Origin of the sequence: Pseudoalteromonas sp. ESRF-bin5 (assembly GCF_002632075.1) — a bacterium.
In the GTDB taxonomy this organism is placed as follows: domain Bacteria; phylum Pseudomonadota; class Gammaproteobacteria; order Enterobacterales; family Alteromonadaceae; genus Pseudoalteromonas; species Pseudoalteromonas marina.
Map to the genome: position 1 here is coordinate 1 of NZ_NTLW01000190.1, position 11,731 is coordinate 11,731.

General features: G+C 39.1%; 13 protein-coding genes. 6 read left to right on the forward strand and 7 right to left on the reverse strand.

The genetic code is table 11. From position 1 onward, the window contains the following. From BCG07_RS11540 to BCG07_RS11565, 6 genes are all read right to left on the reverse strand, one after another. A partial coding sequence (locus tag BCG07_RS11540; RefSeq protein ID WP_502694068.1) for a fumarylacetoacetate hydrolase family protein occupies nt 1–161 on the reverse strand: 161 nt, incomplete at its 3' end. 19 nt (nt 162–180) lie between these two features. Continuing rightward, complete coding sequence (locus tag BCG07_RS11545; protein WP_058430250.1) at nt 181–2,145, reverse strand: response regulator; 1,965 nt, start codon at nt 2,143–2,145, stop codon at nt 181–183. 10 nt (nt 2,146–2,155) lie between these two features. Further along, nucleotides 2,156–2,617, reverse strand: coding sequence for a response regulator (locus tag BCG07_RS11550; RefSeq protein WP_008126515.1), 462 nt, complete (start codon nt 2,615–2,617; stop codon nt 2,156–2,158). Continuing rightward, entirely contained in the window at nt 2,618–4,102 is a 1,485-nt protein-coding gene (locus BCG07_RS11555) for a sensor histidine kinase (RefSeq protein WP_243533724.1), read from the reverse strand. A 34-nt stretch (nt 4,103–4,136) separates the two neighbouring features. Further along, nucleotides 4,137–4,346, reverse strand: a complete 210-nt coding sequence (locus BCG07_RS11560) for a hypothetical protein (RefSeq protein ID WP_006793673.1) — start codon at nt 4,344–4,346, stop codon at nt 4,137–4,139. Between the two features lie 13 nt (nt 4,347–4,359). Beyond that, nucleotides 4,360–5,703, reverse strand: coding sequence for a sigma-54-dependent transcriptional regulator (locus tag BCG07_RS11565; protein WP_243531539.1), 1,344 nt, complete (start codon nt 5,701–5,703; stop codon nt 4,360–4,362). Nucleotides 5,704–5,925: 222 nt separating this feature from the next. Between BCG07_RS11565 and BCG07_RS11570 the strand changes: the two genes are divergently transcribed. From BCG07_RS11570 to BCG07_RS11595, 6 genes are all read left to right on the forward strand, one after another. Beyond that, entirely contained in the window at nt 5,926–6,441 is a 516-nt protein-coding gene (locus tag BCG07_RS11570; RefSeq protein ID WP_243531542.1) for an NUDIX hydrolase, read from the forward strand. 215 nt (nt 6,442–6,656) lie between these two features. After that, nucleotides 6,657–8,036 carry an NAD-dependent succinate-semialdehyde dehydrogenase gene (locus tag BCG07_RS11575; RefSeq protein ID WP_008126503.1) on the forward strand — a complete coding sequence of 460 codons (1,380 nt, stop codon included), beginning with the start codon at nt 6,657–6,659 and terminating at the stop codon, nt 8,034–8,036. 277 nt (nt 8,037–8,313) lie between these two features. Then, nucleotides 8,314–8,502, forward strand: coding sequence for a hypothetical protein (locus BCG07_RS11580; RefSeq protein ID WP_243531544.1), 189 nt, complete (start codon nt 8,314–8,316; stop codon nt 8,500–8,502). 293 nt (nt 8,503–8,795) lie between these two features. Further along, complete coding sequence (locus BCG07_RS11585) at nt 8,796–9,248, forward strand: DMP19 family protein (RefSeq protein WP_243531545.1); 453 nt, start codon at nt 8,796–8,798, stop codon at nt 9,246–9,248. Between the two features lie 106 nt (nt 9,249–9,354). Beyond that, nucleotides 9,355–9,762 (forward strand): hypothetical protein, encoded by a 408-nt coding sequence (locus BCG07_RS11590; RefSeq protein WP_277053568.1) that lies wholly within the window; start codon nt 9,355–9,357, stop codon nt 9,760–9,762. Nucleotides 9,763–9,882: 120 nt separating this feature from the next. Beyond that, nucleotides 9,883–10,179: a hypothetical protein gene (locus BCG07_RS11595; RefSeq protein ID WP_243531549.1), complete on the forward strand. Its 297-nt coding sequence runs from the start codon at nt 9,883–9,885 to the stop codon at nt 10,177–10,179. Between the two features lie 43 nt (nt 10,180–10,222). Here BCG07_RS11595 and BCG07_RS11600 read toward each other — a convergent pair whose 3' ends face one another. Next, nucleotides 10,223–11,485, reverse strand: a complete 1,263-nt coding sequence (locus tag BCG07_RS11600; RefSeq protein WP_243531257.1) for an IS110 family RNA-guided transposase — start codon at nt 11,483–11,485, stop codon at nt 10,223–10,225. Nucleotides 11,486–11,731 lie beyond the last annotated feature (246 nt).

An 11,731-nucleotide genomic window follows, 5' to 3' on the forward strand; every position in this document is an offset into this window, starting at 1 on the left:
GCTCTTAGAGTGTGTGTAATTGCGCTGTTAGGTTTATTAAATAACACCATTTCATCGGGAGTTTCGTTATTTAACTCTGCAATGTGGGCTGTATAATTCCTGCCAACGCAGACGACTTTTGAAGGCGTTAATCTTTCAGAGTCTAGTGTTATAAACTGCATATAATTTAAACCTCACGCTTTAACTTATAAGTGTTTCTAATAAGCCTAAATTAATAGGTTTTAATAAAACACGATCAATATTTAAATCTTTTATCTCTTTTGGATCAGGTTCCGCACCACTCACAATAACTAATCGCAACTCAGGGTATCGCTCGTTAACCTGCTCACCTAAGTCAATTCCGCTGCCATCTGGTAAATGCATATCTAACAATACTTTATCAAATTGCTGATCGTGGTTAAGTATTTGCAAACACTGCGCACAGCTTGACGCTATTACCGTCTCTACTCCTAAGCTTTCTAAAAGCAACTGGGTTATTTGTGCAGCATCGTCATCATCTTCTACCAATAAAAAGCGCTGCCTTTTTTCACTTAGCGCTTTAACTTGAATATCTTTTGCCTGAGGCGCATTTTCAGGCGAAACTAAGTAATCCTGAAGGCATTGATATAACGCACTGCTGTCAACTGGTTTTGGTATTACGTCATTAAAACCTAGTGCTGCAAGCTCTTCATGTATTCCTTTCATTGTGGCAGCTGTAAGCGCAATTATTGGCCCTTTGTAGCCCATTTTTCTAAGCTCAATGGTTGCTTCTTTACCACCCATTATTGGCATATGAATATCAATAAAAATAATATCGTATGGCGCTTTATAGGCGTCGGCTATACGCACTTTTTCAAGCGCTTGCTGGCCATGCTCTGCATAGTCTACTCGCGCGCCGCAGCTACTGATCATATGCCCTACCAGCATTCGTAAATCGCGCAAGTCATCAACGACCAGTACTCGCCCGTGGACTTTACTGGGTGTTAATTTACTTTGTAACTGTGGGGCACTGCTAAAGTTGAGCACTTGTCGCTCAACATCACTTATGTCACCTGGGTATACCGAAATAGTAAAGGTCGACCCTTTGCCTATTTCTGAATGCAAACTTATATTACCTTGCATACGAGACAATAGCTCGGCACATATTGCCAAGCCCAAACCTGCACCGCCAACTGAACGCGACTCTACATCGGCTATTTGTTCAAATGGTTTAAAAATAAGTTGCTGCTTTTCAGGTGCAATCCCCATTCCTGAATCTTTAATACTAAAAAAGAGCATCTCTGTGCCGTCAACATGCTGCGTCCAAGCCTTAACAACTATCTCGCCTTTATCTGTAAACTTAACGGCGTTATTAATTAAATTTATTAGTATTTGACGAACACGCGTCGCATCAAGGCGGGCAACTAGCGGGAGCGCTTGGTCTGATTCAAACTTAAGTGCTAACCCTTTATCAAGCACCGATACACGCATTAGCGTGTATACATCTGCAAGCATGCTATCGAGGTTTACTTCACTGGGTGTGAGCTCTAGTTTATCTGCGGCTATTTTTGATAAGTCTAATACGTCATTAAGCAGGCTAAGTAAGTGTTTACCATTTCGGTAAATAACCCCTAACTCGTTTTCGGCTTGTTGACTAAAGTCGCTTTGCATTAACAATTCTGTGTAACCTAAAATTGATGAAAGCGGTGTACGTAACTCGTGGCTTAAATGTGCTAAAAAACGGTCTTTTGAGCGGTTTTCAGCTTCCGCTTTTAAGCGCTCTACGCGCTCCCCCTCTACATCTTTTCGGGCAAGGGCGTAACGAATTGCACGGGCAAAACGGCTTGAGCTCATTTCTCCTTTAATCAAGTAATCAACAGCTCCAGCGTCAAGTGCCGCAGAATCTAGTTCATCATCCGATTGCCCAGTAAGCATAATAATAGGCCCGCTAAAGCCATTAGCTATCGCTTCTTTTAAAACATCGAGCCCATTAGATGCCCCAAGGCGGTAATCAAGCAAACAAATGTCGTGTTCGTTTTTACTTAGCGTTTCTATTGCTTGCTCTGGAGAGCTTACCCATTGAACGTTAAACGTATGTGAGTCTAATTGCTCCAAATAGTCGCAGGTGAGTATGTAATCATCTTCATCGTCTTCTACAAGTAGCAACTGAGTCACTTTATCTAACATACAATCTCCATTAATCGTTAAACGTACTTGGCAACTCTACAAACTCAACCCAATATTTCCCAAGGGTTTTCATCAAATCAACTAAGCCATCAAAAGTAACAGGCTTAGTAATGTATGAAGCTGCACCTAAGTTATACCCTTTAACCATATCTTCTTCTTGTTTCGATGTGGTTAAAATAACAACTGGAATCCCTTTTAAATTTGGGTTTGCTTTAATCGCCTCTAACGCCTCGCGGCCATCCATTCTTGGCATGTTCAAATCAAGTAAAATTAGCCCAGGACGCGGCGATACTTCTTTATCAGCAAACTTTCCTTTGCGCTCCAAATACTCAAGTAACTCAACACCATCTTCTACAAAGTGCAGCTCGTTAAGTACTCGGCTTTCAGCAAGTGCATCTTGCGTTAATAAACGATCATCTTCGTCGTCGTCAGCCATTAAAATAGTAATTGGTTTAACTTTTGTGTAGGGCATTTAAGCCTCTCCTTGCAAGGTGAAAAGCGCAGCTTCCACTGGTAGTTTTATAATGAAGGTTGCACCTTCACCGTCTTTACTTTGAGCTGTAATAGTACCGCCATGGCGCTCTACAATCCGTCTGCACACAGAAAGACCAATACCTGTCCCTTTATATTGTGAGCGACCATGCAAACGCTGAAACGGTACAAATATTTTATCAGCATAGTCTTGAGAGAACCCTATGCCATTATCCTTTATGGTAATTACTTGAAAGCTTAATTCTGCATTGTGATCTTCATTAAAAATAGCCTCATGTTCGTAACTAATTTTTATATGCGGACTCACATCTTGGCGTCTAAACTTAACCGCATTCGAGAGTAAGTTTAAAAAAAGTTGCTGCATTTGGCTTTTATCTGCTTGAATAACAGGCAACTCTGCCACTTCAATTTGTGCATCTGACTCTTTTATTGCAATCTCTAAGTCGCTAAGAATATCGTCAACTACTTCATTTAAGTTAGTATCATCAAAGTCTTTACCACGCGTAGTAACACGCGAAAACTCTAACAAGTCGTTAATTAAGTTCGACATTCGCTGTGCGGCGTTTTTCATACGGCCAATATAATCTAAGCCTTTTTCGCCTAAATCATCTTTGAACATGGTTTCTAACCGGTCACTAAATGCTTGAATTTTACGAAGAGGTTCCTGCAAATCATGGCTTGCCACAAAAGCAAACTCTTCCAACTCCCGGTTACTTCTGCTTAATTCGTCTGAATACAAGGTTAGCTCTTGCGTGCGTTCAGATACTTTACTAGCCAATGTTTCGTTTTGTTTCTCAAGATCAAATCGATATTGAGCGGCATTTCTGAGGTTTAAGCGTGTCATTACAAACATGCCTATAATCAGTATTGCACTAGTAATCGCGGTAATCGCAAACGTAATTTTGGCCTCGTTTTTGATTTGAGCAAGCTTTGAAAAATGGCTCACTTTAAACAGTAATTCACGGTCTTGAATATCATTTACGCGTTCACGAATTTGCTTGTAAAGCTCTCGGCCGTCGTGGGTATTTAAAATAGCTAAAGCACGGCGCTCTTTATCATCAAGCGCTAAGTTAACTGTTTTTTTAAGCTCTTTAATTTTACTTTGTACTAAAACAAGCAGCTGGGCTATTCGTTCAGACTGACCATCAATTTCCGAATGCAGTGATTTAACATGGTCTGTTTGTGCTTCTAACTGGCCAATTGCATCGAAGTAAGGTGTAAGGTAATCATCTTCTTCCGTTAATAAATAGCCACGCTGCCCAGACTCAGCCTGTACAATAGATAAATGCAATTGCTCTATTGCCGAACTTAGCATGCTAGTGTTGTCTAAGCTTTTTTGTGTTTGGGTTAACCCTTGAATTGTATTTAATGCCAAAAAAGCATTACCCACAATAATAGATAACACCACAACTATAAAAGCCGCCCACGTAACATTCGCTTTACCTTGTTGTTTTTGCATGCTTATTTAGTTTCCTGTTTGCGCATAAAACACGCTTTCATCATTGTGAATCAACAATTTTTTGTAAGCTTTCACTGCATTGTTGGCAATTGCTAATAATTTTATTTAGTGCCTCGAGTGCCTTTTCTTTTGGCATATCGTTTTCAAGTACTAACTTAATTAGTTCAGCATTCATTGAAATACGATTTAAAGGGGCTCTTGCGTCATGAACTAATTTATTAAGCGGCTCCGGTTGATTGTTCTGTGTCATGTTACCTCTCAACTTATTTATACTCGCCAATACCACCGTAAGCATTAAGGCGGTTATAAAGTGTTTTAGTGCTAATTCCTAGCATTTGTGCAGCAAGTGTTTTATTCCCTTGCACCTTGTCGAGCGTTGCATGAATGAGCTCTTTTTCAACTTCTTCTATGGTTTGTCCAGCCGACACTGCGTTATCAGCACTTTGATTATTTACACGTGAAAATGGCGACTCTAGATTATCTGGCAGTGTCACTTCGCCTGATTTAGGGTCACTCATGATAAAGGCACGGTGAATAGCATGGCGAATTTCACGCACATTGCCCGGCCACTCATAACTTTGCAGCTCTTTAAGCTGTGCAGCAGTCCAACTAAATGCGGTGCCATTCTCATCGTTTAGCTGATCTAAAAATGCTTTTGCTAACAATGGAATATCGTCTTTTCGATCTCTTAAAGGCGGTATATCAATAGGAAACACTGCGAGCCTAAAGTAAATATCTTCACGAATAACGTTGTTCTGAGCCAATTCTTCTAACGTTCGGTTAGTTGCAGAGATTACTCGACAATTGGTTGGAATTTCTTTATTGCCCCCTACACGCGTTACTTTTTTAGTCTCAAGAACTCGTAATAAATTAGGCTGCATATCAATTGGCATTTCGGTTACTTCATCTAAAAACAAAGTACCGTCGTTTGATTGCTCAAATACCCCTTCTTTACGCGCAATTGCACCTGTAAATGCGCCTTTTTCATGGCCAAATAATTCACTGCCAATCAGCTCTTTCGAAAGTGCACCACAGTTACTAGCCACTAATGGGCCTTCGCACTGGCTTGCATTGTGTATTGCCTGAGCCACAACTTCTTTACCTGCGCCACTTTCGCCCATTAACATGACATTGGCATTTGTTTTGGCTACTCGCTCAATCATATTGTACAGTTTGTGCATTGGCTCTGACTCGCCAATTAAGCTGCCAAAATGACGCGTAATACCACTGGTTTTTGCCTTTTTAACGGCTACTTTTTTAGGGCCATTTAAAACAAGCTCTAAATCTTCGCGTTGAAGGGGTTTTAGAAGGTGCCCAATATTAGGCTCACACATATCAGCCAATATTCCCTTCACTGAAGGGTGGCCCGATATGAGTGTAATTTTTGGAGACTGGCCAATTATTTTTAAATGGTCAAGCAAATGAAGTCCGCTTCCATCAGGTAACATGAAATCAAGTAACACATGATCAAAGGTATTATTTTCAAACCATTGGTGTGCTTCTTTTAAACTGGTTGCGGTGCTTATATTGTGGCCGAGGAATTCGACTATGTGGCAAACAACGTCACTAAATTCAACGTCATCATCTACTAAAAGTATGTTTAACATGATAAATCCCTGTTCTTTTTTTTTATTCTACGCATCCTAAGAACTAATTTAAAGGTACGTATTGAGCTAATCTTTTAGAATAACTTAAATGATTTATTGTCCTATTATATCAACCCTCTATTTACGTAAGCTGAAAGCATAACGATCACAATAAAAACAATTTTTATTTGCAAGTAATACTTATACAGCTGATATACTCGTATGTTAATAAAAGGAGATGAAATGCAGCAATTAAAAACCTTAATCCACTCTGGCATTAATATAAACCAAGGCACTCATTTCACACGTATTACCGCTCGTGCCATTGTAATAAAAAACAATAAAATATTACTTATGTACACAAATCGTTATGAAGATTATAGCCTACCTGGCGGTGGTGTAGATGAGGGTGAAAGCGTTGAACAAGGCTTAATTCGCGAGTTGAGCGAAGAAACCGGCGCTAAAAATATTACTGTGGTTAAAGATTTTGGTCTCTACGAAGAGTATCGCCCTTGGTATAAAAACGACTTTGATATTATTCATATTAAATCGTATTGCTACGTGTGTAATATTGCCGATGAATTTGGCAAAGCAAAATTAGAGCACTACGAACAGCAAAATGGCATGACCGCAAAGTGGGTTGATATAAACGATGCAATTGCACATAACGAACGCACATTAGCCAATAGTGAAAAACAAGGCCTTTCTATTTTACGAGAAACCTACCTGCTCAAACAAATTGTACAAACGCTATTTTAAAGCCAAGTATAATTTATTAATCAGTTTGTAAATTTTGCACTGACCAGTACTTTTTACTTTATCTAATTTACAAAATTATAAATTAAAAAAGTAAAACAAGACTTTAAAAATAAAATAGCCAATAACAATCAACAAGTTAAAACAAAACCATTCCTGCGATTATATTGGCCTTTGATTTGCACCTATCTGCTTACATAAATTGTAAGGAGATAGGAATGAGCAATACAGTTAAAACGATTAATCCGGCAACTGAGCAAACCATCGATACCTACACGCTACTTTCTCAACATGAGGCAGAGCAAGTAATCGAAAAATCTCACGAAACATATTTAAAGTGGCGTTTAACGTCATTTAGCGAACGCGCAAAACATTTAAATGCCCTCGCAACACTTTTTGAAGAACAAAAAGAAGCCATTGCTAAATTAATGACCGAAGAAATGGGTAAAGTGTATGAGCAAGGCTTTCAAGAAGTTGAACTATGTGCCGGAATTTGTCGTTATACAGCTGAAAACGGCCCACAAGTTTTAGCGGACGAAGAACGAGACATGGACGGTGGCCGCGCCATTATTAGTTACCAACCTACGGGCGTTTTATTAGGCATTCAACCTTGGAACTTCCCGCTTTATCAAGTTATTCGCTACAGCGTAGCTAACATTATGGCCGGTAACACGACCGTGCTTAAGCACGCAGGTAACGTTTTTGGCATGGCTGAAAAAATCGAAGCCCTATTTAAACAAGCCGGTTTCCCGGAGCATTGCTTTAGCAATTTACTTATTGATGGTAAAACAGCAAGCAGCCTAATTGCCCACAAAGCAATTAGCGGTGTAACCTTTACAGGCAGTGATGGTACGGGTAAAAAAGTAGCCGAAGAAGCCGGTAAACACGTTAAAAAAACAGTACTGGAGCTTGGCAGTAACGATGCCTACTTAGTACTGGATGATGCCGATTTAGAACTTGCCGTTAAAACCTGTGTAACAGGACGTATGATCAATAACGGTGAAACCTGTGTATCAGCAAAACGTTTTGTTGTGGTTGAGTCACTTTACGATGACTTTAAAGCACAAATTAAAGAACAATTTGAAGCCCTTAAAATGGGTGACCCCATGGCCGATGACACAGACCTTGGCCCAATGGCACGTGAAGATTTACGCGACGGTATTCATGACCAAGTCATGCAATCGGTTAAAGCAGGTGCAAATATTGTAACGGGTGGTGAAATTCCATCGCAAACGGGTTACTACTACCCGCCTACAATTCTCGATAACTTATCGCCGGGCATGCCTGCATACGACGACGAATTATTTGGCCCTGTCGCTTCACTTATTAAAGCAAAAGACAACGACGATGCTATGCGCATTGCCAACGACTCTCGCTATGGTTTAGGCGGTGGTATTTTTTCAAAGGATGAGAAAAAAGCCATTGAACTGGCTAAAAAGCACTTTGACACCGGTATGATCAACATTAACGGTTACGGCCTTGCACAGCCTAACCTGCCGTTTGGTGGTGTTAAAGAAAGTGGCTACGGCCGAGAGCATGGTGGCTTTGGTATGCGCGAATTTGTGAATATTAAGAGCATTATGATTGCCAACGCATAATAAATGCAACATACCTGTTATTGAATAAAATAGCAGCAATAAATATTAAGCCTAAAAGCGAACTGCCGCTTTTAGGCTTTTTTATGCTTAACAAATAAAAACTCGCTAAGCGCTAATAATCAAAAATAGTTTAGCACACATACACTGTTACAAATTTAGGGTTTTAAGCCAGCTTAATGGCTGTTAACTTATTTACTACTCATTCAATATTTCATAAAAAGCTGAATGCCTTAACTGCAAAAGTCTCAATAAAGTGCAGCAGCATAAAGGATTAAATATGAATAAAACGATAAAAAAATTAGTCGTTATTGCAGCGGTTGCATTATCAGCAGGTGCTTTAGCACAAACCTATAATGTATATAATCACAAAAAAATGGCTGCCATTGAATGCGGTGGTGAACAAAACATAAAAAGCATTACAAGTAAAAAATTTGAATGTATTGAGCAAGCTAGAAAAACACTATAAATGCGACAAAATCTAAGCTTAAAAATCAGATAAAAACCCGAGGGTTGGCCTAAAAGGCAACGATGAATTCACAATGCAAAGCAACCTTTACCAAGGTGAGCGCTAGTTTGGGAATAATAAGAGGAAACTTTCCTTTTTTCTACATGCTTAAATAACCTACATTAAGAATAATATTTATATCTGGCAATAAGTTACACTATTTGCTAATAATAGAAACTCATAAAATAAGGACCTTTTTACGCAAATATGGGGAAAGTGTCCTTTGATTAAATTGTTATGTTTTACGAGTAATTATGAGTAAAATTTTTATTGTTTTCCTTTTTATATCAGGTGTTGCATTGGCTGAAAAATATCCAGAGTCTTACGATTCCGTTGAGTTGAAATATCAACTTGTTGGCATCGATGGTTTGAGTGAAAAAGAAAAGGCCATATTTGCTATTTGGTGGTTGGAAGCTGAAGTAAGCAACGGAGGGTTTCATCAATATTTTTGGAATTCCGCAGGTGATAATGCAGGGTTGGCTTTGGATTCATTGAATAAAATAGGCGCTACCGAGACAGCAAAATTGCTTAAACAGGCTATCGATATTGCTTTTTCTGGTTCACTACCTCTAACTCGCACTGATAGACAAATGGAATTGGAAATTGAAGAAGACAAGAAAATTGATGAACTGGGTAAGTTAGATTCTAGCTTTTATGAATATCAAGAGGACTTTTATAAAATGCTAAATAACTTTAGAGTAAAGTAAAACATAACAATCCATTCAACCGGCCCCATACTCGCGGCCATTGTTCGTGCCTCACAAAGTGTAGGCCACAAGTCTGTGCCGTTTAATAGGGGCGTTAGGAGTGCTGATGAGGCTGCATATTTTTTTACTATCGTTGCTAATGTCAGGTACCGTATTTGCAGAAGATAAAAGCAAATATACGCCAGAGCAATTGTTCGTGATCGGTACAGAGCTATTTAAAGAAGACAGAAAGGAATTTGATCCTAATTTGGGACTTGAGTTCCTACTAGAGTCAGCGAAATTTAAATACGAATTCGCTCCGTTTGGTTTGTGTGTTTCATTATCAACTGAAAAACCAATACTAGACTTACAAGAAGCTTATGCATGGTGTTATGTCGCGCAAAAAATTGGGAATAAATATTCAAACATGGCTTCTCAAAGAAGCGATGAAATATTAGGTAAAATCCTTTTAGATAGTGGTGTTGTAGCAGTTGAGAAAGCTAAAAAACTCGCTATCTCTAGATATCAGGAGTAGGCACTCCTAACAAACGCATTAAAATGGACGCCTAACAGTTGGCTGGCGCTCATTCTTCGCTAAGTTTAGCCAACTGTTATCCGCCATTTATGCGGAGCGTTATATTTACAAGGAGGTTTAATGTTTTATTTTAATTTATATGATGACAAAAGATTAAAAGGTCTCAAGCAAAGTGAAAAAATAGAGATCGTAAATAGCGCAGTTAAACAATTCAGAGAAGACAAACCTATAAATATTTCTCGCCGGTTGCTAATTATGTTTCTTTGGTGCGGAATACCAGCTTTAGTCTTCTTAATACTTTTTAATTTTGGTTTCGCTATTGGCTGGTTTGCTCTTTCCATACTCATTCTTGGGATAAAGACCGCTAATGATGAAAGTGCTGAAATCGAACCTTACTTAGATAAAGTATTAAAGTGACATAAATATAACAACACGCCCTGAGGTGGACGACTAGTAAAATTTAGCTATTAATTGCAAATTTTAAAAGTGGTGAGCCTCTGCGTTTCAATGCTGCTAAATACGTCGATTCATCGTAGGGTGTATTCGTTTTCCAACACCTAAATACAATCCTTATCCATTTAAATGCCAGTGATCTAATAATGCTGTTATGCGGCTTACCCTTGGCTTTTTGTTGCTCATAATACGCTTTAGCCCAAAATGAATAACGAATAGAAAAGCCTGCCCATTCTACAAATGTTTGCCTTAAAAAAGTGGGGCAACTATAACGCCAATGCGTCCACATTTTTTGACCACTGCGCTCAATAACAGGCGCTATACCAGCGTACTTTTGAAGTTCTGCAGCATCATTGTAACGCGCACGATTACTCCCAAAAGCAACAAGTAAACGTGGGGCGAGTTGTGGACCTGCGCCGGGTAAGCTATCAAATATCTTTTTATCCTGCTGGGCTTTATAAGCCGATTTTATTGCTTTATCGAGCTTTTCAATGCCCTTTAATAACACTTTAAATTGCGTGATAAGCACTTCAACGAGCATTTGATTAGGTACAATTACTCCTTCGTCCAGAGTTAATGGCATCGCATTTTTAATACTGTCTAGTCGTGCATTATTAACCGTGCAATAGTGTGAATTATGACTCTCAAAAAAGTCGAGTAAGGTCTGTTTTCTTGCTTTTTTAACCGCAGTGAGTGATGGCCATTTCTGAATGAAGTCGCAGAATATATACGTGTCCTTTTCTTTAAACCATTCAAGTGCCTGCGGGTAATAATTCTTTAATGTCGCCGTTATTTTATTGGATAAATCGACACTGTCTTGCACTAAACTTCGGCGATATTCAACAAGCTGAGACAGCGTTCGCATAGCTGCTGACTCGGGCTCAATGACAGAGAGCTTATCCATGTGTAACTTAAGAATTTCAACTTGCAGAAAGGCATCTGATGGGTCATCTTTTGCGCCACTGGGCGTAAAAGCCTGGCGATATTTAGCAACAGCACAAGGATTAACGGTGAATAAAGTAAGGTGGTCGTATTTAGCTAATGCATAAATAAGCGGGCCTTTTTTAAGTTCGCAAACAATCGCTATTTTCTGGTCTGGATAACGCTGTTTAATATCCATAGCCCATTCATGCAACGCTTCAGGTCTGTGTTTAACAACGGTGTAATGATATTTATTAGTGCTTGTTGGATGCTCACAAATATCATGTTTTTTATCGGCCCAATCAATGCCAATGAGTGCAGCAAAATTATCAACGTTATATGCTTTCATTTTATAGCGCCTACGGTTAAAGTTAAGGACGGAATGTGCTTAAATCTCGTTTCTCGCAGGTCTTATAGATAGTCTTGGTCGGCAATCCCTGAGTATGCGTTTTGAAATCGAGGTGCTCTGTTGGCTCGAACGTCTTGTTAAAAACATTGGATGTTCGTCATTCAATATTCGTAACCAACAGAAGCATATTCCACTTAATATAATAGTCAGTTACTTTTAAATTAAGTGGCTTGGTCGAACTATAAG

Bases quoted from the DNA above. Each gene is read 5' to 3' on its own strand.
- BCG07_RS11565 (WP_243531539.1), bottom strand. From the start codon at position 5,703: ATGTTAAACATACTTTTAGTAGATGATGACGTTGAATTTAGTGACGTT.
- BCG07_RS11560 (WP_006793673.1), bottom strand. From the start codon at position 4,346: ATGACACAGAACAATCAACCGGAGCCGCTTAATAAATTAGTTCATGAC.
- BCG07_RS11545 (WP_058430250.1), bottom strand. From the start codon at position 2,145: ATGTTAGATAAAGTGACTCAGTTGCTACTTGTAGAAGACGATGAAGAT.
- BCG07_RS11590 (WP_277053568.1), top strand. From the start codon at position 9,355: ATGAGGCTGCATATTTTTTTACTATCGTTGCTAATGTCAGGTACCGTA.
- BCG07_RS11595 (WP_243531549.1), top strand. From the start codon at position 9,883: ATGTTTTATTTTAATTTATATGATGACAAAAGATTAAAAGGTCTCAAG.
- BCG07_RS11570 (WP_243531542.1), top strand. From the start codon at position 5,926: ATGCAGCAATTAAAAACCTTAATCCACTCTGGCATTAATATAAACCAA.
- BCG07_RS11550 (WP_008126515.1), bottom strand. From the start codon at position 2,617: ATGCCCTACACAAAAGTTAAACCAATTACTATTTTAATGGCTGACGAC.
- BCG07_RS11575 (WP_008126503.1), top strand. From the start codon at position 6,657: ATGAGCAATACAGTTAAAACGATTAATCCGGCAACTGAGCAAACCATC.
- BCG07_RS11580 (WP_243531544.1), top strand. From the start codon at position 8,314: ATGAATAAAACGATAAAAAAATTAGTCGTTATTGCAGCGGTTGCATTA.
- BCG07_RS11585 (WP_243531545.1), top strand. From the start codon at position 8,796: ATGAGTAAAATTTTTATTGTTTTCCTTTTTATATCAGGTGTTGCATTG.
- BCG07_RS11600 (WP_243531257.1), bottom strand. From the start codon at position 11,485: ATGAAAGCATATAACGTTGATAATTTTGCTGCACTCATTGGCATTGAT.